Raw genomic sequence first — 23,680 nt, forward strand, 5'->3', positions numbered from 1 at the left:
TTTTCGCCTCTGACGTTCGGCCTATTGACCCTGTGCAGCTTGTGGGTAAACTTCTGCCCACAAGCAACACCGTGCACTGGGGAGTGACGGACCATGCGCCGCATCGCCGTACTGGCGGCGGCGCTGTTGCTCGGCGCGGCGGGTACGGGGGCCGCGTTCGGGTTTGGGGGAACGGCGCAGGCCGTGAAGACGTCCCACGGGGCCGTGGTCGGTGACCGCGGCGCCTATGCCGATCTGGTGACGCTGGTGACGGCGGCGCCGGTGGATGCCGCCTTGCCGCCGGACGCGACCGCGCCCCTGCGCGAGGCCGTGGCCGATCTGGCACACGATGCCTCGCTGCGCTGCGAGCGCATCGACCACCTGCTGCGCCGGCCGCAGGAACATCCCGCCTATATGGTCATCTCGGCCGTCTGCGACCGCGACGGCGAGCGCGCCCGGCTGGTCAACGTGCTGCTGTTCCCGACGGGGCGGGCGGCGGTGCTGCCCATGGGCGACGTGACGGTGGAGGACGGTCCGGACGGTCCGCGGCTCTTCGCCTTCTGACCGGCGGGGTCGGCCGGCGCCGTCGCGCACGGGCTGCCGCCTTCTGCATCACCGCGGTGGCGCTGCATTAGGGACTTGTCATGGCCGGCCTCCGAGCCGGCCATCCACGCCTCCCCTGTCGGCGGCCGTGGAGGACGGTGCCGGGCGGCCGCCGCCGGTGCCGCCGTGGATGGCCGGGTCCATCGCGGGGCGAGGTCGTAGGGCAGGGCTGCCGCCTTCTGCATCACCGCGGTGGCGCTGCATTAGGGACTTGTCATGGCCGGCCTCCGAGCCGGCCATCCACGCCTCCCCTGTCGGCGGTCGTGGAGGACGGTGCCGGGCCGCCGCCGCCGGTGCCGCCGTGGATGGCCGGGTCAGGCCCGGCCATGACAAATTTCTATTCTAAATCAAGTACTTGCCGTGAGCGGCGATCCACGATCGTCGCCCGCCCACGACGCCCTCGCACCCCTCACCGCCGGCCGATGGCCTGGCGGACCGCCGCGGCGACGTCCTCGGGGTCGGCGCCGGTGGCGGGGACGGCCAGGCGGTAGCCGCGTTCCAGGCCCATGCTGAACAGGCCACCGCGGCTGTCCACCGTCAGCAGCACCTCGTAGCCGCCGCCGGAGCGGGGCAGGAAGGCGACCTCCACTTCCTCCACGCCCCAGTCGCGGAAGGACGTCGGCTTGAAGTCGAACTCCTGCAGGAAGGGCGGCACGCGGCGCGGCTTGTATTCCACCTCCACCTCGCCCAGGCGGAAGCCGGCGCGCTGCATGCCCTCGAACACCGAGCGCTGGGCGGCGTCCGGCACGATGCGCACGGCGTCGCTGTCGCGCGGGTCGAGCGCCATGGGCACGTCGAGCCGGGTGCGCAGCGCCGTGTGGACCGGGCCGATGGACAAGGGCGCGCTCGGCGGCACCTCCAGGGTGAAGGGCAGGTCCAGGCGCTGCGCGGGGGCGACCTCCATGCGGTCGGCGGCGCGGGCGACGGCCACCGTCACCTCGCCGTAGACCTTGTTGTCGCCCGAGGTCTCGACGATGGCGCGGGTGACCAGCGCCAGCTCGATGGCGTCGATGCGCTGGGGCACGTCGCCGCCGACGATGCCGATGGTGCCCGACAGCCGGCCGCCGGGCTCGACGGTGGTTTCCGACACGATGGTGTCCACCTTCATGCCGCCGATACCGATGCTGGCGAGGACGTTCTTCAACATGCAGAGCCGCTCCGTTGGTCTCGTGGTCCGCGTCTGGGGTCAGACGTTGAAATACTTGGCCTGCGGATGGTGGCACACAAGGGCCGAGGTCGATTGTTCGGGGTGCAGCTGGCCCTCGTCGGCCATCACCACCCCGATGCGCTCCGCGCCCAGCAGGGCGAGCAGCTTTTCCTGGTCGAACAGGTTCGGACAGGCCGGATAGCCGAAGCTGTAACGGCTGCCGCGGTATTCCTGCTTCAACAGGCGTTCGATGTCGCGGCCTTCCTCGCTCGCGAAGCCCAGTTCTGCGCGGATGCGCTTGTGGGTGTACTCCGCCAGAGCCTCGGCCATCTCCACCGACAGGCCGTGCAGGTAGAGGTAGTCCTGGTACCGGTTCTCGGCGAACCACTCCCGCGCGATGTCGGACGCCTGCTGCCCCATGGTGACCACCTGGAAGCCGACCACGTCGCGCTCGCCGGCGTTCACGTCGCGGAAGAAGTCGGAGATGCAGATGCCGTCCTCGGCGTTCTGGCGCGGGAACTCGAAGCGGGTCAGTTCCGTCTCGCCGTCCTGGTCGAAGACGATGAGCGTGTTCTCGTGCGAGGCCGCCTTCCAGTAGCCGTAGATGGCCTGCGGGCGGAGGATCTGCTCGGCCTCGCACTGCATGACCAGGCGGTTGAGGATGGGGCGGACTTCCTGGTCGGCCCATTTCTTCCACTCGGCCAGCGAGCGGCCGGCCTTCTTGAAGCCCCACTGGAACTGGAACAGCATGGTTTCCGACAGGTAGGGCACCAGCGCCTTGACCGGCACGTTCTCCACCACCTGGGCGCCCCAGAAGGGCGGGGTCGGCACCGGCGCGTTGGCCGCCAGCTCGCGGCGGCGCAGGTTCACCACCTCCCAGTCCACCGGGCGCTGCACCTGCTTGGCGGCTTCGGCGGCCACCTTGGCGGGGTTGCGGCTGGACGGCTTGGCGGCGCGCTTGGCCTGCGCCTCCTGCAGCACGGTGTCGAACTGGCCGTCGGCGATGCGGGCCATGAGGTTGAGCCCGTCGAAGGCGTCGCGGGCATAGGCGACGCGCTTGGCGCCATAGGCATTCACGCAATCGGTCTCGACGTAGGCGCGCGTCAGCGCCGCGCCGCCCAGGATCACCGGCACGTCGAGGCCCTCGCGGGTCATTTCTTCCAGGTTCTCGCGCATGATGACGGTGGACTTCACCAGCAGGCCCGACATGCCGACGGCGTCCGCCTTGTGTTCCTTGGCCGCCGAGATGATGGTGGCGATGGGCTGCTTGATACCCAGGTTGACGACGCGGTAGCCGTTGTTGGTCAGGATGATGTCGACCAGGTTCTTGCCGATGTCGTGGACGTCGCCCTTCACGGTCGCCAGCACGATGGTGCCCTTGGCCTGGCCGTCGACCTTTTCCATGTGCGGCTCCAGCCACGCCACGGCGGTCTTCATGGTCTCGGCCGACTGCAGCACGAAGGGCAGCTGCATCTGGCCGGAGCCGAACAGCTCGCCCACCACCTTCATGCCGTCGAGCAGCAGGGAGTTGATGATCTCCAGCGGCGGGTAGGTCTTCATGGCCTCGGCGAGGTCGTCCTCCAGCCCCTGGCGGTCGCCGTCGACGATGCGCTGCTTCAGGCGCTCCTCCACCGTTTCCGGCCGGGTCTTCACGGCGGCGGCGACGGTGCGGTCCTTGAACAGGTCGATGAAGGCGTGCAGCGGGTCGTAGCCCTCGGCGCGGCGGTCGAAGATCAGGTCTTCGGCGGCCTTCACTTCCTCGGCCGGGATCTTGTGCAGCGGCATGATCTTGGAGACGTGCACGATGGCGCCCGTCATGCCGCGCTTCACCGCATGGTCCAGGAACACCGAGTTGAGTACGTGCCGGCCCGCCGGCTTCAGGCCGAAGGAGATGTTGGAGAGGCCGAGGATGATCTGGCACTCGGGCAGCTCGGTCGCGATGCGCTCGATGGCGTCCAGCGTCTCCAAGCCGAGGCGGCGGTCGTCGTCGTTGCCGGTGCAGATGGTGAAGGTGAGCGGGTCGAACATCAGGTCCGACGCCGGCAGGCCGTGCTGGTTGACGGCGAAGTCATACAGCCGCTTGGCGATGGCGAGCTTGGCGTCGACCGTCTTCGCCATGCCCTCCTCGTCGATGGTGAGCGCGATGACGGCGGCGCCGTACTTCTTCGCCAGCTTCAGGCGCTCGGCGGCGTGGCCTTCACCGTCCTCGAAGTTGATGGAGTTGATGATCGCCTTGCCGCCGTAGAGCTTCAGCGCCGCTTCCAGCACCGGCGTTTCTGTCGAGTCGATGACCAGCGGCGCGTTGACCGAGCCGCGAAGGCGGGACACCACGTTGGTCATGTCGCTGATTTCGTCGCGGCCGACGAAGGCGGTGCAGACGTCGAGCGTGTGGCTGCCTTCCTTCACCTGGTCGCGGCCCATGGCGACGGTGCCGTCCCAGTCCTCGGCGTCCTGCAGCTCGCGGAACTTCTTGGAGCCGTTGGCGTTGCAACGCTCGCCGATGGACAGGAAGGCGTTCTCCTGCCGCAGGTCGACGCGGCCGTAGAGGGAGGCGACACCCGGCACCCACACCACCGAGCGCTCCACCACGCGCGGCCGCTCGCCCTTGCCGAGGTCGCGCAGCATGGCGTCCACCGCCGCCGTGTGCTCGGGCGTCGAGCCGCAGCACGAGCCCACCATGTTCACCCCGTCCTCCAGGATGAAGCGGCGGTGCCAGTCGGCCAGTTCGCGGGGCGTCAGCGGGTAGAAGGTCTGGCCGTTGCGCAGCTCCGGCAGGCCGGCGTTGGGCTGCAGGGTTATGGCGCGCGGCCAGTTCTCGGCCAGCCACTTGACGTGCTCGGCCATTTCCTGCGGACCCGTCGCGCAGTTGAGGCCCATGGAGTCGACGCCGAGGCTTTCCATGATGGTGGCGGCGGCGGCGATGTCGGTGCCGACCAGCAGGGTGCCGGTGGTCTCGACGGTCACCTGCACCAGGATCGGCATGGCGACGCCGGCCTTGTCGCGCGCCAGCTTGGCGCCGTTGACGGCGGCCTTCACCTGCAGCGGATCCTGGCAGGTCTCGACGAGGATGGCGTCGCAGCCGCCGGCGATGAGGCCGTCGGCCTGCACGGCGAAGGCCGCTTCCAGGCGGTCGTAATCGATGTGGCCGAGGCTCGGCAGCTTGGTGCCGGGGCCGACGGCGCCCAGCACGAAGCGGCGGCGGCCGTCGGCGAATTCCTCCGCCGCCTCGCGGGCGATTTCCACCGACCGCTTGTTGAGGTCGAAGGCCTCGTCCGACAGGTCGAATTCCCCCAGCGTGATGGGGCTGCCGCCGAAGGTGTTGGTCTCGACGCAGTCGGCGCCGGCGGCGAAGTACTGCCGGTGGATCTCGCGCACCACGTCGGGGCGGGAGCGCGACAGGATCTCGGTGCAGTTCTCCTTGCCGAGGAAGTCCTCCTCCACCGACAGGGACATGGCCTGCACCAGCGATCCCATGCCGCCGTCGCACAGCAGGACTCGGTTCTTCAGGTGGTCGAGGAAATCGGTCATGGCGTCGGTCGCTTCACTGGCAGGAGAAAGGGCAGGATCAGACGGCGGCGGGGGTGGCCGCGGCGGCGGCGCGGGCCCGCACGCCCAGCACGTGGCAGATGGCGTAGGTGAGGTCGGCGCGGTTCAGCGTGTAGAAGTGGAACTCGCCCACCCCTTCCGCCGCCAACGCCCGGCAGGTCTCGATCGCCAGCGTGGCGGCGATGAGCTTGCGGGTTTCCGGGTCCTCGTCCAGGCCGTCGAACAGGCCGTGCATCCACGGCGGGATGCCGGCACCGCAGGCGGCGGAGAACTTGCAGACGGTGGCGAAGTTGGTCACCGGCAGGATGCCCGGCACCAGCGGCACGGTGATGCCGGCCGCCCGCACCCGGTCGCGGAACCGCAGGAAGTCTTCCGGATTGAAGAAGTACTGGCTGATGGCGCGGGTGGCGCCGGCATCCACCTTGCGCTTCAGGTTCTCGACGTCGGCGTCGGGCGACTGCGCCTCCGGGTGCGTCTCCGGGTAGGCGGCGACGGAAACCTCGAAGTCGGCGACCTTCTTCAGCCCCGCCACCAGGTCGGCGGCATAGGCGTAGCCGCCGGGGTGGGGGCCGTAGCCGCCGGCGCCCTCGGGCGCATCGCCGCGCAGGGCGACGATGTGGCGGATGCCGGCCTCCCAGTAGTGGCGGGCGACGGCGTCCACCTCCTCGCGCGTCGCGCCGACGCAGGTGAGGTGGGCGGCGGGCTCGAGGTCGGTCTTGCGGCGGATGTCGACCACGGTCTCGTGGGTGCGCTCGCGCGTCGTGCCGCCGGCGCCGTAGGTGACCGACACGAACTTGGGGCGCAGCGGTGCCAGGCGCCGGATGCAGGTCCACAGGCTTTCCTGCATCTTGTCGGTCTTCGGCGGGAAGAACTCGAAGCTGACGTCGATGGGCCCGTCGCACGGGGCGGCGATGGGCAGGCCGGCGCGCAGGGCGGCGAGCGTCGAGTCGGCGGCGGTGGTCACGGGCGGGTCTCCTCGGCAACGGCGGTGGCCGCGGACGGCGGCGAATGGGAAGCGGCGGCGGCGGCGGGCTTGTCGGCCAGCCACAGGGTCACGGTCAGCGGCTCGCCGGGCAGGTGCTCGGCGGTGCGCGGCGTCAGGCCGGCGGCGGCGCACCAGTCGAACACTTCCTTGTCGGCGAAGCCGAGGCGGCGGTGGCTGTGGGCCTCGCGCAGCTCTTCGAGCGCGTGCGGCGCGAAGTCCACCACCACCAGCCGGCCGCCGGGGCGCAGCACGCGGGCGGCCTCGGCGATGGCGTCGGCGGGGCGTTCGGCGAAGTGCAGCACCTGGTGGACGACGACGCTGTCGAAGCCGGCGTCGGCGGCCGGCAGCTGGTACATGTCGCCCTGCCGCACCATGCAGTTGGCGAGGCCGGCGTGGTCCAGGTTCATGCGGGCGACGGCCAGCATTTCGCGCGACCGGTCGATGCCGACGGCGCGCTCCACATGCGGGCCGTAGAGCGCCAGCATGCGCCCGGTGCCGGTGCCGATGTCGAGCAGTTCGCCCGCCGACTCGGGCGGCAGCAGGGCGGTGAGGCGGCGCTCCACCAGGGCGTCGTCGACGTGCAGGCTGCGCATGCGGTCCCACTCGGCGGCATTGCGGCTGAAGTAGGCGGCCGCGTCGGCGTCGCGCTCGGCCCGCAGGGCGGCGAGTCGCTGCATATCGAGGGCCAGCGTCGGGTCCTCGGGGTCGAGCAGGGCGGTGATGGCGCGCGCCACGGCGGCGCCGGGGCCGTCGTAGGCGAGTCGGTACAGCACCCAGGCGCCTTCGCGGAAGCGCTCCAGCAGCCCGGCCTCCACCATCACCTTGAGATGACGCGAGACGCGCGGCTGGCTCTGGCCGAGAATGCGGGTGACGTCGGTGACCGTCAGCTCGCCGCGGGCGCACAACGCCAGCAGCCGCAGGCGGGTTTCCTCCCCCGCGCCGCGCAGGCCCGACAGCACCGACTCCAGGGTCCCGTTCACCGCGTCTCCTCTCCTTCCGTGGCGAAATCAAACTCGGATCATGATATAAAGATATCTTTATATGATTGTCCAGCGCGGAGTCGAGGCAGTCCTGCCCCCTATGGTCCCGCCGCACTGCGGCATTTGTGCAACAGCCGCCTCCGCCGTGTGGCCAAGACCTTGTTGGCAAACTGGTAATGGAAAGGCGGCTATGATACCTCCATCTATAAGAGCGTCTGCGCCTCCCCCTGCGCCGACGATGGGGGATCAACCGTGGCGGGATGGGCCGAGTGCCGCCGGTCGGACGATCCGGAACGTGTATTTTGAAGAGCTGGACCGGTATGAAAACCACCGCCAAGACCATCGTCTCCGCCGTCTTCGCCATGACGCTCACGGCCTGCGCCTCGACGCAGCAGGCGGCCGACGTGCAGCCGGTCGACAACGACCCCATCGAGCCGTTCAACCGGGCGATGTTCCAGGTCCACGACGTGCTGGATCAGGCGGTCGTCTATCCGGTGGCGTGGACGTACAAGAACGTGCTGCCGAACCAGTTCCAGTACTACATCCACAGCTTCCTCACCAACCTGGGCGCCCCGGTGGTGTTCCTGAACGACGTGCTGCAGGGCAACGGCGACCGTGCCTTCAACACGTTCATGCGCTTCACGCTGAACTCCACCTTCGGCCTCGGCGGCACGCTGGACTTCGCGACCGAAGCCGGCTTCCCCGCCCATGACGAGGACTTCGGCCAGACGCTGGCGGTGTGGGGCGTGGAAAGCGGCCCGTACATCTTCCTGCCGCTGATCGGCCCGACCAACCCGCGTGACGCCGTCGGCCGCGTGGTCGACAGCTTCGCCGACCCGTTCAACTGGGCGGCCCGCCACAACGACTGGGAAGGCTTCATGTACGGCCGCCTGGCCGCCGAGGGCATCGACCGTCGTGCTCGCCTCATCCCGTACTACGACGATCTGCGGGACAGCTCGGTCGACTTCTACGCCACGCTGCGCAGCGCCTACGGCCAGCGCCGGGCGGCGGAGATCCGCAACCAGGAAACCGGCGACGCCCAGCTGCCCAACTACGAATTCGACGTGCCGGACGAGCCGGCGGAGACGCCGGCCAAGCCCGCCAGCTGAGGCGGCGCGCATCCGATCGGCTCTCCTGCGCGTACCGTAAGGCACCGCTGACGCTGACATAGCAAGGACGTCCCATGATCCGCCGTATGATCGCGCCGCTGTTCCTCGTGGCGGCCCTGGTGGCCACCCCGGTGGCGGCGCAAGCCGAGATCGCGCCCGAGCAGGCCAAGCAGTTCATCTCGACGGTCGCGGAGCGCGGCATCAACAACATCCTGGCCGCCGACGTGCCGGAGCAGGAGCGCACCCAGCGCTTCCGCGACATGTTCATCGACACCTTCGACGTCGACGCCACCGCCCGCTTCGTCCTCGGCCGCCACTCCCGCGGTGCCGATGCCGGCGAGCTGGATGAGTTCAAGAAGCTCTTCCGCGAGTACAACATCCTGATCTGGTCGCAGCGCTTCGGCGACTACAAGGGCCAGTCGCTGCAGGTCACCGGCACCCAGCCGGACGGCGACAAGGGCATCTTCGTCGAATCGCAGGTGGTGGACTCGGGCGGCAGTCAGCCCATCGACATCGTCTGGCGCCTGCGCGAGAGCAACGGCCAGCCGCAGGTGGTGGACATCGTGGTGGAAGGCGTCTCCATGGCGCTGACCTACCGCTCGGAATACGACTCCATCGTCGGCCGCTCGGGCCTGTCGGGCCTGAACAAGCTGCTGAGCGAAAAGGTGCAGCAGATGCAGGCGGCCCGCTGAGGCGCATGATCGGTTGCTGACAGACGACGCCCGGCTCCTCACGGAGCCGGGCGTTTTCGTGTGTGGGGAGGGGCGAGGCGATTCGGGTGGGGCATCTGTCGGCGGCGGAGCGCCCGCGTCCCCCGTCTTCCACCTTTGTCATGCGCGGATTTGATCCGCGCATCCACGGCGTCACCGTCGCCGGCCGCCGGTGCGGCGCCGTCATCCACGGCAGCCGTCCGGGGAGCCGTGGGTGGCCGGATCAAGTCCGGCCACGACAGGAGGGAGAGGGCGGTGCGAGGGTGGTCGCGGGCGTGACGAGCAGGTGGCGCGCGTCGTGGGCGAGGGCGGCGGCGGTGGTGGCGCACTGTCTTCCCCACCCACCCCCAGTGTCATGCGCGGACTTGATCCGCGCATCCACGGCGTCACCGTCGCCGGCCGCCACCGCGGCGCCGTCATCCACGGCGGTCGCCGGGGAAGCCGTGGGTGGCCGGATCACGTCCGGCCACGACAGGAGGGAGAGGGCGGGGGGAGGGCGGCCGCGGGCGTGACGAGCAGGTGGCGCGCGTCCCACCCCCTGTGTCATGCGCGGACTCGATCCGCGCATCCACGGCGTCACCGGCGCCGGCCGCCGCTGCGGCGCCGTCATCCACGGCAGCCGTCCGGGGAGCCGTGGATGGCCGGATCACGTCCGGCCACGACAGGAGGGAGAGGGCGGGGGGAGGGTGGTCGCGGGCGTGACGAGCAGGTGGCGCGCGTCGTGGGCGAGGGCGGCGGCGGTGGTGGCGCACCGCCTTCCCCACCCACCCCCAGTGTCATGCGCGGACTCGATCCGCGCATCCACGGCGTCACCGTCGCCAGCCGCCGCTGCGGCGCCGTCATCCACGGCAGCCGTCCGGGGAGCCGTGGATGGCCGGATCACGTCCGGCCACGACAGGAGGGAGAGGGCGGGGGGAGGGCGACGAGGCAAGCCCGCTGCCACCCCTTCACCCCACGCGGCGGCGGAAGTCCACCGTCGTCGGCGCGCGGCCGGGCAGGGTGAGGCGGCTTTCGCGCCGCGGCGCCTCGGCGATCACCGTCCCGCCGCGCACCACCGCCAGCCGCTCCGCCCGCAGGCGCAGGGCCTCCACGGTGTCGCGCGCCTGCAGCAGGACGAAGTCGGCGCGGCAGCCCGGTTCCAGGCCGTAGCCCTCCAGGTGGAGCAGGCGGGCCGGGTTCACCGTCACGGCGTCGAAGCTCGCCCGCATGCCGTCGACGCCGGTCATCTGGGCGACGTGCAGGCCCATGTGGGCGACCTCCAGCATGTCGCCGGTGCCCATGGCGTACCACGGGTCCATGACGCAGTCGTGGCCGAAGGCGACGGTCAGGCCGGCCGCCATCAGTTCCGGCACCCGCGTCATGCCGCGGCGCTTGGGGTAGGTGTCGTGGCGGCCCTGCAGGGTGATGTTGATGAGCGGGTTGGCGATCACGCCCACCTGCGCCTCGACCATCAGCGGGATCAGCTTGCTGACGTAGTAGGTGTCCATGGAGTGCATGGAGGTCAGGTGCGAGCCCGTCACCCGGCCGTGCAGGCCGAGGCGGTGGGTTTCCGCCGCCAGGGTCTCGATGTGGCGCGACAGCGGGTCGTCGCTCTCGTCGCAGTGCATGTCGACCAGCAGGCCGCGCTCGGCGGCGATCTCGCACAGGCGGCGGACGCTGGCGGCGCCGTCGGCCATGGTGCGCTCGAAGTGCGGGATGCCGCCGACGACGTCCACTCCCATGTCGAGCGCCCGCAGCAACTGCGCCTCGGCGTTGGGCGAGCGCGACAGGCCGTCCTGCGGGAAGGCCACCAGTTGCAGGTCGAGGTAGGGCGCCACCTGCTGCTTCACCGCCAGCAGGGCTTCCGTCGCCAGCAGGCGCGGGTCGCAGACGTCGACGTGGCTGCGGATGGCGAGCAGGCCGCGGGCCACGGCCCAGTCGCAGTATTCCAGGGCGCGGGCGGCGATGGCCTCCTGCGTCAGGTCGGGCTTCAGCTCGCCCCACAGGCCGATGCCCTCCAGCAGCGTGCCCGACAGGTTCACCCGCGGCATGCCGTAGGACAGCGTCGAGTCCATGTGGAAATGGGCGTCGACGAAGGGCGGCGTCACCAGCTGGCCGGCGGCGTCGATCTCGGTCGCGGCGGCGGCCTCGACGGCGGGGCGCACCTCGGCGATGCGGCCCTGCGCGACGACGATGTCCTGGCCGGTGCGGCCGTCGGGCAGGGTGGCATTGCGGACGATCAGGTCGGGGGCGGACATGGCGTCAGCGTTCTCCCTTGCGGAACGGAACCATCAGGGCGCGCGGATAGGCGGCGCGCCGCGACATGACGATGAGGGCGACGATGCTCAGCACGTAGGGCATCATCAGGTAGATCTGGTAGGGGATGGCGGCGCCCGACACCTGTTGCAGGCGCGTCTGCAGGGCGTCGAACAGGGCGAACAGCAGGGCTCCGAGCAGCGCCTTGCCGGGCCGCCACGAGGCGAACACCACCAGCGCGATGCAGATCCAGCCGCGCCCGTTGATCATGTTGAAGAAGAAGGCGTTGAAGGCCGAGAGGGTGAGGAACGCCCCGCCGACGGCCATGAGCGCGCTGCCCGCCATCACCGCGCCGATGCGCACGCCGGTGACGTTCAGGCCTTGCGCGTCGGCGGCGGCCGGGTTCTCGCCCACCATGCGCACCGCCAACCCGACCGGCGTGCGATGGAGCACCCAGGCCACCACCACCACCGCCGCCAGGGCGAAGTAGGTGAGCGGCGTCTGCTGCGCCAGCACCGGCCCGATCACCGGCAGACTGCCGAGCAGGCTGCCGTCGCCGATGGGCTGGAAGGGGGTGACGGTGGGCGGCGTCGTCGCCTGCGGCAGCACGAGGCGATAGGTGTAGTAGCTCAGGCTGGTCGCCAGCAGAGTCACGCCGATGCCCGTCACGTGCTGCGACAGGCCGAGCGGCACGGTCAGGGCCGCGTGCAGCAGTCCCGCCAGCATGCCCGCGAGGGCCGCCACCAGCACGCCGGTCCACAGGTCGCCGCCCTGGTAGACGGTCATCCAGCCGACCATGGCGCCGAGGGTCATGATGCCCTCGATGCCCAGGTTGAGCACGCCGGCGCGCTCGCACACCAGCTCGCCGAGGGTGCCGAGGATGAGCGGCGTGGCGATGCGCAGCACGGTCGCCCACAGGCTGGCGGAAATGAGGATGTCGAGGAAGATGTCCATGGTCGTCGGTCCCCGTCCTCAGCGCCAGCGCAGGCGGTAGCGCACCAGCAGCATGCCGACCAGCATGCAGAGGAGCGACGCCGCGACCAGCACGTCGGCGATGTAGTTGGGCACGGCGACGGCCCGGCTCATGGCATCCGCCCCGACGAACACGCCGGCCACCAGCAGGGCGGCGGCGATGCAGCCGAGCGGGTTCAACTGCGCCAGCATGGCGATGACGATGCCGCCGTAGCCGTAGCCGGGCGACATATCCAGGGTCAGGTAGCCGGTGCGGCCCATGACCTCGCTGGCGCCCGCGAGGCCCGCGAGGCCGCCCGACAGCAGGGCGACGCGCAGCACCACCCAGTTCACCGGCACGCCGGCGAAGGCGGCGGCGCGCGGGTTGCTGCCGACGGAGCGGATCTCGTAGCCGAACACGGTGCGCGACTTGATGACCCACACGGCCACCGCCGCCAGCACGGCGATCACGAGGCCGAGGTGCAGGCGGGTGCGCGGCACCAGGCGCGGCAGCTCGGCGTCGGAGACGACGGGCGCGCTCTGCGGCCAGCCCATGGCCATGGGGTCCTTCATGGGCCCTTCCAGCATCATGGACACGAACAGCAGCACGATGAAATTGAGCAGCAGGGTGGTCACCACCTCGTCGACGCCGAGGCGCGTCTTGAGGAAGGCCGGGCCGAGCAGCAGCAGGCCGCCGGCCGCCATGGCGACCAGCATGACGACGGGGATGAGCAGCGGCGCCGGCAGGGAGATCACGCCCGAGCCCACCGCCACGGCGGCCAGCGCACCCAGGTAGAGCTGCCCCTCGCCGCCGATGTTCCACAGCTTGGCGCGGAAGGCGACGGCGGCGGCGAGGCCGGTCAGGATCAGCGGCGTCGCCCGCGTCAGCGTCTCGGTCAGGGCGAAGCGGCTGCCGAAGGCGCCGGCGAGCAGGCGGCCGTAAGCCTCCAGCACCGGCGCCCCGCTCCAGGCGATGAGGCCGGCGCACAGCACGAAGGCGGTCAGCACGGCGCCCGCCGGGGCGGCCAGCGTCAGCCACAGGGGAACGGCGGTGCGTGCCTCAAGCCGCATGATGGCCCTCCTCGCCGGCCATGAGCAGGCCGAGGCGGCGCACGTCCACCTCCTCGCGCGCCATGGGGGCGGACAGGCGGCCGGCATGGATGACGGCGACGCGGTCGGCCAGCGCCAGCACCTCGTCCAGGTCTTCCGAGATGAGCAGCACGCCGGCGCCGTGGCCGCGCGCCTCCAGCAGGCGCTCGTGGACGTAGGTCACGGCGCCGATGTCGAGGCCGCGGGTCGGCTGGTTGGCCAGGATGAAGCCCGGCCGCCGCGCCAGCGTGCGGCCGAGGATGAGTTTCTGCATGTTGCCCCCGGAGAGCAGCCGCGTCACCGCCTCGGGCGACGGGCAGCGCACGTCGAAATCGCGGATCAGGTCACCGGCATGGGCGCGGGCGGCGCCGCGCTTGAGGAAGCCGGCGCGCTGGAAATCGGGCTCGCGGTAGCGCTCGGCGATGAGGTTCTCCCACACCGCCATGTCGCCGACCAGCCCTTCGGCGTGGCGGTCCTCGGGGATGCGGCCGACGCCGAGGCGCACGAAGTGGGACGGCTTGTGGCGGGCGATGGGGTCGCCGAACAGCAGGATCTGCCCGGCCGACGGGGCGGCCATGCCGCTCACCAGGTCGGCCAGCGTCGACTGGCCGTTGCCGGAGACGCCGGCGATGCCGAGGATCTCGTGGCGGTGCACGGCGAGGTCGGCGTCGCGCAGCGGCACCCGCACGCGCGGCCCGGCGACGGTGACGCGCTTCAGCTCCAGCGCCGGCGGGCCGGGCGGCAGGGGCGTGCGGCTCGGCGCCGTCACCTCGCGCCCGACCATGAGGGCGGCGAGGCCGGCGCGATCGAGCCCGGCGGTGTCGCGCACGGCGACGCAGCGGCCCTGGCGCAGCACGGCGACGCGGCGGCTGACCGCCATCACTTCCGGCAGCTTGTGGGAAATGAAGATGACCGACAGCCCTTCGTCCACCATGCGGCGCAGCGTCGCGAACAGGCGCTCGCTCTCCTGCGGCGTCAGGACGGCGGTGGGCTCGTCGAGGATGAGGATGCGGGCTTCGCGGTAGAGCGCCTTCAGGATCTCCACCCGCTGGCGCTCGCCGACCGACAGGTCGCCGACGCGGCGGTCGGGGTCGACGGCGAGGCCGAAGCGCTCCGCCAGATCGGCGAGGCGGGCGCGGGCGCGGCGGCGATCCTGCCACGGGCGCCACAGCGACTCGGTGCCGATCATGACGTTGTCGAGCACGGTGAGGTTCTCGGCCAGCGTGAAGTGCTGGTGGACCATGCCGAGCCCGGCGGCGATGGCGGCCTTGGGCGAGCCGTGCGGCAGGGCGCGGCCGAACACCTCCACGCGCCCCTCGTCCGGCACGTAATGGCCGAACAGGATGTTCATGAGGGTGGTCTTGCCGGCCCCGTTCTCGCCGAGCAGCGCCAGCACCTCCCCCTTCCGCAGGTCGAGGGAGATGCCGTCGTTGGCGGTCAGGCTGCCGAACCGCTTGGTGATGCCGTCGAGCCGGAGCGTCAGCTCCGGCCCGTCGGGTGCGCTGGCCGCTGCCGTCATAGGGTGGACTTCGGCTCGCTGTCGTCGACCTTCACGGTGAAGGAGCCGTCGAGGATGGCCTTCTGCTTGGCCTCCACCTTGGCCTTCAGGTCGGCCGGCACCTTGCTCTCGAAGGTGCCGAGCGGGGCGAGGCTGCCGCCGCCGTGCTTCATGTAGCTGTAGAGGCCGTAGTCCTCGGCCTTGAAGCTGCCGTCCTTCACCGCCGCGATGGCCTTGTCGATGGTCGGCTCCATGTGCCACAGCGCGCTCGCCACCACGGTGTCGGGGTACTGGGCCTGGGTGTCGATGACGTTGCCGATGGCGAGCACGCCCTTTTCCTTGGCGGCGTCGGACACGCCGAAGCGCTCGGCGTACATCACGTCGGCGCCGCGCTCGATCATGGCGAAGGCCGATTCCTTGGCCTTGGGCGGGTCGAACCAGCTGCCGATGAACGAGACCATGAACTTGACGTCCGGGTTGATCTCCTTGGCGCCGGCCATGAAGGCGTGCATCAGGCGGTTGACCTCGGGGATGGGGTAGCCGCCGACGATGCCGATGACGTTCGACTTGGTCATGCCGCCGGCGATCATGCCGGTCAGGTAGGACGGTTCGTGGATGAAGTTGTCGAAGACCGCGAAGTTCGGGTCCTGCGCCGGGAACGACGAGCCCATGAGGAAGGCCGTCTCCGGGTAGTCCTTGGCGACCCGGCGGGCCGCCTGCTCGACCGCGAAGGCCTCGCCGACCACGAGGTCGCTGCCGCCCTCGGCGTATTCGCGCATGACGCGCTCGTAGTCGGCGTTGGCGACCGATTCGGAATAGTCGTAGTCGATGTCGCCGCGCTCTTCGGCGGCGGTCAGTGCCTTGTGGATGCGGCTCACCCACTGCTGCTCCACCGGCACCGTGTAGACGCCGGAGACCTTCAGCTTCTCGGCCGCCTCGGCGACGCTCATACCCCCGGCCGCGGCGACCGCCGCCACGACCGCCGCCATCACGTACTTCCGGATCATGCGATGTGCCTCCCTCGCAGATGAACCCCAATGGACCCTAGAACCGCGTGATCAGCCAGGCGCCCGCGAACAGCAGGACGGCGCCGGCGACGCGCAGGAGCGTGAGCGGGTGCGGCGCCGCCAGCACCCCGAAATGATCGAGCAGAAGGGACGCCGTCAGCTGGCCGGCGATGACGAGCGCGATGGTCGCCGCCGCCCCCAGATGCTGCACGGAAACGATGGCCGCCGCCACATAGAAGGCACCGAGCAGCCCGCCCGCCCACAGCCACGGCGTCGTCGGCAGCTGGCCGAGCGTCGGCAGCGGCGCCCGCTGCACCAGCAGGAACAGGGCGAGGCCGACGGTGCCGACGAGGAAGGAGGTGCAGGCCGCCCACACCGGGCCGCCGATGCTCTGCCCCAGGCGAGCGTTGATGAGGGCCTGCAAGGGCAGCAGGGCGCCGCCCACGGCGGCCAGCGCGATGAAGCCCCACTGCATGCGTCCCCCGAGCCCCCACTTGTTCTGCCTAATTGCAAGGCAGTGTCCGACCGTTGCGCTAAGTTTGACCGATTGGACAGCGTTCGTAAATGGGCATGCACGGAACGGCGCCCTGACCGACGTGGGGCGCCGTGCTATCCTGCGCGTCCTGACCAGCGGATGACGGATGCGCGCGTGACGGGAACGCCCCACGACAAGGACCTGGTGCTCGTGGGCGGCGGCCACAGCCATGTGCACGTGCTGAAGATGTTCGGCATGCGGCCGCTGCCGGGCGTGCGCCTGACGCTGGTGACGCGCACGGCGGAGACGCCCTATTCCGGCATGCTGCCGGGCTTCGTCGCCGGTTGCTACGACCACGACCAGATCCACCTGGACCTCGTGCGCCTCGCCCGCTTCGCCGGCGCCCGGCTGGTGCTGGCCGAGGCCTGCGGGCTCGACCGCGCCGCCCGGCGGGTGCTGCTGCCGGGGCGGCCGCCGCTGCGCTACGACCTCCTGTCGCTCGACATCGGCTCCACCCCGCGGGCCGACGACGTGCCGGGGGCGCTGGAGCACGTGACGCGCCTCAAGCCCGTCGACCGGCTGGCGGAGCGCTGGCGCGCCCTGACCGAGCGGGTGCTGGCCGCCGACCACCGCCTGCGGCTGGTCATGGTCGGCGGTGGAGCGGCGGGGATCGAGGTGGCGCTGGGGGCCGAGCACGCCCTGCGCCTGCGCCTGCGTGCCGCCGGGCGCGAGGCGCTGACGCCCGCGGTGGCGCTGGTCACCGGCGGCCGGCTGCTCGCCGGCCACGCCCCGGCGGTGCGCACGGCCTTCCTGGCCGAGGCGGCGCGGCGCGGCGTCGCGGTGCGGGAAGACGCGCGGGTGGCGCGGGTGGAGGCCGGCGCGCTGGTGATGGCGGACGACCGCCGCATCCCCTTCGACGAATGCCTGTGGGCGACCCAGGCGGCGGGGGCGCCGTGGCTGGCGGAGACGGGCCTCGCGCTCGACGACGCCGGCTTCGTGCTGGTGACGGAGACGCTGCAGAGCGTGACCGACCCGCTGGTGCTGGCGGCGGGCGACGTCGCCACCATGGTCGGGCACCCGCGCCCCAAGGCGGGCGTCATGGCGGTGCGCCAGGGACCGCCGCTGACGGAAAACCTGCGCCGCCTGATCACGGGCCAAGCGCCGCAGCCGTTCCGGCCGCAGAAGCGCTTCCTCGCCCTCATCGGCACCGGCGACGGCCGCGCGGTGGCGTCGCGCGGCCGGTTCACGGCGCAAGGCGCCTGGGTGTGGCGGTGGAAGGATCACGTCGACCGCACCTGGATGCGCAAGTACCAGGAGCTGCCGGAGATGCGGCTGCCGGCCGCGGTCATGGACCCCGATGCCATGCGCTGCGCCGACTGCGGCGGCAAGGTGGCGGCCGACGTGCTGCGGCGGGCGCTGGCACGCCTCGGCCTCGCCGCCGCCCCCGCCGACGCCGCCGAGATCCCGGTGCCGCCGGGGGCGCGGCTGGTGCAGTCGGTGGATCATTTCCGCGCCTTCGTCGGCGACCCGTGGCTCATGGGCCGCATCGCCGCCGTGCACGCCCTGTCGGACCTGGAGGCCATGGGCGCCCGGCCGGTGGCGGCGCTCGCCATCGTCGGCCTGCCGGCGGCGGCGGATGGCCTGCTGGAGGACGATCTGGTGCAGGTGCTCGACGGCGCCCGCTCGGTCCTGCCCAGCATCGTCGGCGGCCACACGGCGGAGTCCGACTCCATGACGGTCGGCTTCGCGGTGACCGGTGCGCTGCAAGGCCCGGGCCGGAGCAAGGGCGGCCTGCGACCGGGGGAGGCGCTGGTGCTGACCAAGCCGCTCGGCACCGGCACCCTGCTCGCCGCCGCCATGCGCGGACGGGCGAAGGGGCGCTGGGTGGCGGCCGCGCTCGACGCCATGGCCGAGCCCAACGCGGCGGCGGCGGCGGCCTTCACCGCGGCCGGCGTGACCGGCTGCACCGACGTGACGGGCTTCGGGCTGCTGGGCCATCTGGTGGAGATGCTGGAGGCCTCGGGCGTCGACGCCGAGGTGGACACGGCCACCCTGCCGGCGCTCGACGGGGCGGCAGAGACGTTGGCGGCGGGGTTGGTAAGCAGCCTGCACCCGGCCAACCTGCGATTCGCGGTGGCGGCGGAAGGGGCGGCGGTGCCGGCCCTCCTCACCGATCCGCAGACGGCCGGCGGTCTGCTGGCGGGAGTGCCGGCGGACCGCCTGGACGCCGTTCTCGCGGCCCTGCCGGCGGCGCGGGTCGTCGGGCGGGTGACGCCGCGCGCCGGCACGGGGCCGCAGGTGGTGCTGCGGTAGACGCCGACGGGCCGGCCCTCAGCCTTTGCGGTTCGGCAGCAGGTCCACCACCATCTCCTTGACGCTCTGGCGCACCATGCCGCCGGCCTCGGGGTCGCCCGACCACAGGCTGGACAGGAAGGCCTTGGCGTTCTTGAAGCGGATGTGCGGCGGCAGCGGCGGTACCTCGGGGTCCGTCTTGACCTCCACCACCGTCGGCCCGGGATGGGCGAGGGCTGCGTCCAGCGTCTCGGCGATCTGCTCCGGCCGGTCGACGTAGAAGCCCTTCAGGCCGATGAGGTCGGCGTAGCGGGCATAGGGGAAGTCGGGGATCGACTGGGTCGTCTCGAACTTCGGGTCGCCGTCCTGGGCGCGCATCTCCCACGTCACCTGGTTGAGGTCCTGGTTGTTCAGCACCAGCACCATGAGGCGCGGGTCGCGCCATTTCTTCCAGCAGTGGGCGATGGTGATGAGGCCGTTGATGCCGTTCATCTGCATGGCGCCGTCGCCGACGCAGGCGATGACCGGGCGGTCCGGCCAGGCGTACTTGGCGGCGATGGCATAGGGCACGCCCGGCCCCATGGTGGCGAGCCCGCCCGACAGCGAGGCGCGCATGCCGTCGCGGATCTTCAGGTCGCGGGCGAACCAGTTGGTCGACGAGCCCGAATCGCCCGAGATGACGCAGTTGTCGGGCAGGCGCGGCGACAGTTCCCAGAACACCCGCTGCGGGTTGATGGGGTCGGCGTCGTTCATGGCCCTGGCTTCCAGGGTCTGCCACCACTTCTCGATGCCCTTTTCGATGTCCGCGCGCCAACTGCGGTCGGACTTGGGCTCGATCATGGGCAGCAGGGCCTCCAGCGTGTCCTGGGCGTCGCCGCACAGGGGCACGTCCATGGGGTAGCGCAGCGACAGCATGCTGGCGTCGATGTCGATTTGCACGCCCTTGGCCTTGCCTTCCTCGGGCAGCCATTCCGAATAGGGGAAGCCCGAGCCGATCATGATCAGCGTGTCGCAGCCCTCCATGAGGTCGTAGCTCGGCCGGGTGCCGAGCAGGCCGATGGAGCCGGTGACGAAGGGCAGGGTGTCGGGCAGCACGTCGCGACCGAGCAGAGCCTTGGCGACACCGCCGCCGGTCTTCTCGGCCAGTTCGATCACTTCCTGCCGCGCTCCACGGGAGCCCTGGCCGACCAGGATGGCGACGCGCTTGCCGGCGTTGATGATGTCGGCCGCCTCGCGCAGGTCGGCTTCCGCCGGCAGCACCCGCGGCGGCCGGTAGCCGACGCCCGAGTGGATCGCGCCGTGGGCGCGCGGCGGCTTCTCCACCGCCGGCTGCTCCTGCACGTCCTTGGGCAGGATGATGGTGGCGACCGTGCGCTCCGACATGGCGATGCGGAAGGCGCGGTCGATGACGTGCCGCACCTGCGCCGGCGAATCGACCCGCTGGCAGAAGCCGCTGACGTCGGCGAACAGGGTCTCGAGGTCGATCTCCTGCTGGTAGTGCCCGCCGAGGGCCATGCGCGCCTGCTGGCCGACGATGGCGACCACCGGCGTGTGGTCGAGCTTGGCGTCGTAAAGGCCGGTCAGCAGGTGGACGGCGCCGGGGCCCGAGGTGGCGAGGCAGACGCCGACCTCGCCGGTGAACTTGGCGTGCGCCGTCGCCATGAAGGACGACAGTTCCTCGTGACGGGCCTGGACGAACTCGAACTTGTCCTCCTGGCGGTCGAGCGCGGCGACCAGCGCGTTGATGCCGTCGCCCGGGTATCCGAAGATGCGCTTGATGCCCCACTGGTGCACCCGCTCCCAGAAGAAGTCGCTGACGGTACTGGCCATGGTCTTCCACCCGTTCGTTCGTGGTTGAGCGATGGCGCCGGAAAGAGCGGCACCCGGCTTGTATCCGGTGAACGGTCGCGTGGGCGGGCCGGGTTGCCCGGTCGGGCGAAAGGGGCCGGCGCGACCGCCTGTGCACCGAGTCGCCGCCATAAGGCCCGTCGCCGCCGGAATCGGGCGGCCGGGGGCGCCGTGACAGAAGCCGACGCGCACGTACGGTTCCGTGACCATCGGCGGGTAGGACGGAAGGCCGGGACGGCTTCGAAAAACGCCGTCGTCTCAAGGGCCGGGGAGGGCTCGCGGTCGTCGCGGCGGCGCCGGTATCCCTGTTGCCCATCGGCCACAGGCTGTGACAAAGCAGTGTCCCCGCCCCAGAAAGGGGGCTTTGGATCGACCGTTGTGGAACTATCTGGACGCTGCGCCGTTATCGGCGTGTCGTTCGCACAACGGAGGACCATCGTGTGAAGCGGATGTCACACATCCCGGTCGCCGCGCTGTTCGCGGCGGGTCTCGCCATCGCATCGCCGGCGGTGGCCCAGGACCAGAAGGACGAGTCCTTCCAGGTCGGCGTCGCCTCGTGGTACGGCCAGGAATTCGCCGGCAGCATCACCGCGAGCGGCGAACCGTTCCGTCCCGGCGCCCTGACCGCGGCGCACCCGAGCCTGCCGCTCGGCACCGAGGTCAAGGTGGTCAACATGGAGAACGGCCGAGAAGTGGTCGTTCGCATCAACGATCGCGGGCCTTTCGCCGGCGATCGCATCATCGACCTGTCGGAGAAGGCCGCCAAAGTGCTGGCCATGCGCGACGACGGGCTCGCCAAGGTGCGCGTGGAACCGCAGCAGTAGCGCCGAGGCAGGGCGCTCCCGGCTTCCGCCGCAGCACCGCCATTTCCCGCAAGGCCCCCGGCGCTCGAACGGCGCCGGGGGTTTTCGCTTGCCCGCTCGCTCAGGCGACCAGCAGGTCGTCGTGGTGCTGGTGCGGCTGCGGGATGCCGAACAGGCCCGCGCCGGCGGCGTCGAGGTCTTCCGGCGCGGCGTAGGCATGGGCCGGGTCCGGCTGCTCCACGTGATCGGGCGTGCCGTCGACGATCACCTCCGCCCATTCCACCGGCGCCCCGGCCCGCGGCAGGTCCGCCGGCAGGCCGGACAGGTCGAGCAGCGGCGTCTGGTCGGCCAGCACCATGGCCGTGCCGGAGCCGTCGATGCCGTCGAGGTCCTGGCCGTTCACCGCGAAATCGGCGGGCTGCGGCCGCTCGCCGTCCGTGGTCGAGACCTTGAACGAGAAGCGCCAGGCATGGCCCGGCTTGAACACGTGGCCGAGCGTGTCGTCCTGCAGCAGCCAGCGGCCCTCGGCGGTTTCGGTGGCGACGCCGTTCCACACCTTGGTGATGTCGAGCGGCAGGTCGAACTCCAGCTTCGGCCGCACCAGATCGCCGCCCGAGGTGTTGGTGACCGCCACCTGCAACACGTAGCCCGTACCCCACGACGAACTGATGGAGGTGGTGACGCTGGCGACCTGCGGCGCGGCCACGGCATCGTCGCGGTCGAACAGGTGGTCGATGGTCTTCAGGTCGTAGTCCTGGAAGCGCGTCTGGATGCCTTCCGAGCCCATGGTGTAGCTCATCACCGTGTTGTCCATGGTGTCGAGCGACGCGGGCAGGGTCGGGCTGCCGTCGAACGGGTGCTTGAGGCCGATGGCGTGGCCGATCTCGTGCAGCAGGGCGAAATAGCCCCAGTTGCCGGCCGCCGGGGCGTCGGTCTTGAAGCGCCAGGCGTCGGTGTTGTCCAGGTAGACGAAGGCGTCGGTCTCGAAGGCGCTGATGCTGCCCTTGCCGTCGTGCCAGTAGCGGTAGGGCATGTAGGTGACGCCGAGCACGGTGTCGGAAAGGCCGGCCGTGCCGAAGTGGATCTCGGCGGACGACGACGCCACCTCTTCCACCTTCAGGCCGGTGACGCGGCCGACGTAATCCATCAGCTCGCGGGTGGCGCTCACCTGGGTGGCGTTCATGGCGGCGTAGCCGCTCGGGCCGTTGTCGTAGAGGGCGCGCTGGGTGTCCGAGGCGCCCATGAAGGAATAGCCGAGGGTGTCGTCGGCCGGCCACGGCTGCGGCCGCAGCCATGTGGCGTTGACGAGCGAATCGACGGAAGCGTCGCCGGACAGGGGCGTCCGGTAGTCGGCGAGGGTGACCATGATGAATGCTCTCGACCTGCGGAAGGAAGGATCAGGCGGGGCAGGGCAGAGCCAAACCTTTAACCACAGGGTGAATGAAAAATCCGTATCGTCATCAATTCGGTTCGTGATCTTGACGGGGCGCGCCGCCGCCCCGACCTGCGGTAGGTATTGCCGCCGGAGGACTCGCCATGCCTTTCACCGCCGCCGCCGATCGCCTGACCATCCCGCCGCGGGAGAGCGACATCGGCAACCTGATGGTGCGCCGCCTGCTGCCGTGGCGCGGCCGGCGGGCGGTCGGGCCGTTCGTCTTCTTCGACCACATGGGCCCGGCCGAGCAGGCCGCCGGCAGCGGCATCGACGTCCGCCCGCACCCGCACATCGGGCTCGCCACGGTGACCTGGCTGTTCGAGGGCCGCATCCTCCACCACGACAGCCTGGGCTGCCGCCAGGCCATCGAGCCGGGGGCGGTGAACTGGATGATCGCCGGGCGCGGCATCGTCCATTCCGAGCGCACCGCCGCCGAGGACCGCGCCGTGCCGCGCCGCGTCCACGGCGTGCAGGCCTGGGTCGCCCTGCCGGCGGCGGAGGAGGAGCGGGCGCCGTCCTTCGAGCACCACCCCGCTGGCACTCTGCCGGTGATCGACGGCCAGGGCTGGCGCGCCACCCTCATCGCCGGCACGGCCTGGGGCGAGACGGCGCCGGCGACGGTGCTGTCGCCGCTGTTCTACCTGGACATGGCGATGACGGCCGGCGCCGAGGTCGACCTGCCGGACGAGCATGCCGAGCGGGCGGTCTATGTGGTCGAGGGGACGGTGGACCTGGACGGCGTGCCGGTGCCGCCGCTGTCCATGGTCACGGCCGACGGGCCGGCGCCGGCGCGCCTGCGGGCGACGACGGCGGCGCGGGTGATGCTGCTCGGCGGGGCGCCGCTGGACGGGCCGCGCACCATCTGGTGGAACTTCGTCTCCAGCCGCAAGGAGCGCATCGCGCAGGCCAAGGACGACTGGCGCGCCGGCCGCTTCGCCGCCGTGCCGGGGGAGACGGATTTCATCCCGCTGCCGTCGGGCTGATCCTT

General features: G+C 71.0%; 18 protein-coding genes. 6 read left to right on the top strand and 12 right to left on the bottom strand.

Annotation, left to right across the window (positions count from 1 at the left end; all coding sequences use genetic code 11):
- Positions 1–93 precede the first annotated feature (93 nt).
- Positions 94–543, top strand: coding sequence for a hypothetical protein (locus CRP50_RS19250; RefSeq protein WP_097280807.1), 450 nt, complete (start codon positions 94–96; stop codon positions 541–543).
- A gap of 448 nt (positions 544–991) precedes the next feature.
- Here CRP50_RS19250 and CRP50_RS19255 read toward each other — a convergent pair whose 3' ends face one another.
- From CRP50_RS19255 to CRP50_RS19270, 4 genes are all read right to left on the bottom strand, one after another.
- Positions 992–1,729, bottom strand: coding sequence for a sporulation protein (locus CRP50_RS19255; RefSeq protein ID WP_097280808.1), 738 nt, complete (start codon positions 1,727–1,729; stop codon positions 992–994).
- Positions 1,730–1,768: 39 nt separating this feature from the next.
- Positions 1,769–5,257 (bottom strand): methionine synthase, encoded by a 3,489-nt coding sequence (gene metH / locus CRP50_RS19260; protein WP_097280809.1) that lies wholly within the window; start codon positions 5,255–5,257, stop codon positions 1,769–1,771.
- Between the two features lie 37 nt (positions 5,258–5,294).
- Positions 5,295–6,122, bottom strand: coding sequence for a methylenetetrahydrofolate reductase [NAD(P)H] (gene metF, locus CRP50_RS19265; protein ID WP_245913546.1), 828 nt, complete (start codon positions 6,120–6,122; stop codon positions 5,295–5,297).
- A 113-nt stretch (positions 6,123–6,235) separates the two neighbouring features.
- Positions 6,236–7,240: an ArsR/SmtB family transcription factor gene (locus CRP50_RS19270; protein ID WP_097280810.1), complete on the bottom strand. Its 1,005-nt coding sequence runs from the start codon at positions 7,238–7,240 to the stop codon at positions 6,236–6,238.
- Between the two features lie 320 nt (positions 7,241–7,560).
- Between CRP50_RS19270 and CRP50_RS19275 the strand changes: the two genes are divergently transcribed.
- Both CRP50_RS19275 and CRP50_RS19280 read left to right on the top strand, forming a co-directional pair.
- Complete coding sequence (locus CRP50_RS19275; RefSeq protein ID WP_176525265.1) at positions 7,561–8,349, top strand: VacJ family lipoprotein; 789 nt, start codon at positions 7,561–7,563, stop codon at positions 8,347–8,349.
- 74 nt (positions 8,350–8,423) lie between these two features.
- Positions 8,424–9,041, top strand: coding sequence for a phospholipid-binding protein MlaC (locus tag CRP50_RS19280; RefSeq protein ID WP_097280812.1), 618 nt, complete (start codon positions 8,424–8,426; stop codon positions 9,039–9,041).
- 965 nt (positions 9,042–10,006) lie between these two features.
- On the opposite strand, the gene CRP50_RS19285 is transcribed toward CRP50_RS19280, so the two are convergent.
- From CRP50_RS19285 to CRP50_RS19310, 6 genes are read right to left on the bottom strand one after another with little or no spacing between them, the layout of a single operon-like run.
- Positions 10,007–11,296, bottom strand: a complete 1,290-nt coding sequence (locus CRP50_RS19285; protein WP_097280813.1) for an amidohydrolase family protein — start codon at positions 11,294–11,296, stop codon at positions 10,007–10,009.
- A gap of 4 nt (positions 11,297–11,300) precedes the next feature.
- Positions 11,301–12,248, bottom strand: coding sequence for an ABC transporter permease (locus CRP50_RS19290; RefSeq protein ID WP_097280814.1), 948 nt, complete (start codon positions 12,246–12,248; stop codon positions 11,301–11,303).
- A gap of 18 nt (positions 12,249–12,266) precedes the next feature.
- On the bottom strand, positions 12,267–13,316 hold the full coding sequence (locus tag CRP50_RS19295) for an ABC transporter permease (protein WP_097280815.1): 1,050 nt from the start codon (positions 13,314–13,316) through the stop codon (positions 12,267–12,269).
- Positions 13,306–14,853 carry an ABC transporter ATP-binding protein gene (locus tag CRP50_RS19300; protein ID WP_097280816.1) on the bottom strand — a complete coding sequence of 516 codons (1,548 nt, stop codon included), beginning with the start codon at positions 14,851–14,853 and terminating at the stop codon, positions 13,306–13,308. The genes CRP50_RS19295 and CRP50_RS19300 overlap by 11 nt, the downstream gene beginning before the upstream one ends.
- Entirely contained in the window at positions 14,850–15,839 is a 990-nt protein-coding gene (locus tag CRP50_RS19305) for a BMP family protein (RefSeq protein WP_097280817.1), read from the bottom strand. The genes CRP50_RS19300 and CRP50_RS19305 overlap by 4 nt, the downstream gene beginning before the upstream one ends.
- A gap of 37 nt (positions 15,840–15,876) precedes the next feature.
- On the bottom strand, positions 15,877–16,314 hold the full coding sequence (locus CRP50_RS19310; protein WP_097280818.1) for a DMT family transporter: 438 nt from the start codon (positions 16,312–16,314) through the stop codon (positions 15,877–15,879).
- Between the two features lie 174 nt (positions 16,315–16,488).
- Between CRP50_RS19310 and selD the strand changes: the two genes are divergently transcribed.
- Complete coding sequence (gene selD / locus CRP50_RS19315) at positions 16,489–18,627, top strand: selenide, water dikinase SelD (protein WP_217992085.1); 2,139 nt, start codon at positions 16,489–16,491, stop codon at positions 18,625–18,627.
- An 18-nt stretch (positions 18,628–18,645) separates the two neighbouring features.
- On the opposite strand, the gene CRP50_RS19320 is transcribed toward selD, so the two are convergent.
- Positions 18,646–20,436 (bottom strand): thiamine pyrophosphate-requiring protein, encoded by a 1,791-nt coding sequence (locus CRP50_RS19320; protein WP_097280820.1) that lies wholly within the window; start codon positions 20,434–20,436, stop codon positions 18,646–18,648.
- A gap of 467 nt (positions 20,437–20,903) precedes the next feature.
- Here CRP50_RS19320 and CRP50_RS19325 point away from each other — a divergent pair, with 467 nt between their 5' ends.
- Complete coding sequence (locus CRP50_RS19325) at positions 20,904–21,278, top strand: septal ring lytic transglycosylase RlpA family protein (RefSeq protein WP_097280821.1); 375 nt, start codon at positions 20,904–20,906, stop codon at positions 21,276–21,278.
- Positions 21,279–21,378: 100 nt separating this feature from the next.
- Here CRP50_RS19325 and CRP50_RS19330 read toward each other — a convergent pair whose 3' ends face one another.
- Positions 21,379–22,623, bottom strand: coding sequence for a cellulose binding domain-containing protein (locus tag CRP50_RS19330; protein ID WP_097280822.1), 1,245 nt, complete (start codon positions 22,621–22,623; stop codon positions 21,379–21,381).
- A 170-nt stretch (positions 22,624–22,793) separates the two neighbouring features.
- Between CRP50_RS19330 and CRP50_RS19335 the strand changes: the two genes are divergently transcribed.
- On the top strand, positions 22,794–23,675 hold the full coding sequence (locus CRP50_RS19335; RefSeq protein WP_097280823.1) for a pirin family protein: 882 nt from the start codon (positions 22,794–22,796) through the stop codon (positions 23,673–23,675).
- Positions 23,676–23,680 lie beyond the last annotated feature (5 nt).

The organism is Caenispirillum bisanense, assembly GCF_900230255.1.
In the GTDB taxonomy this organism is placed as follows: Bacteria; Pseudomonadota; Alphaproteobacteria; order Rhodospirillales; family Rhodospirillaceae; genus Caenispirillum; species Caenispirillum bisanense_A.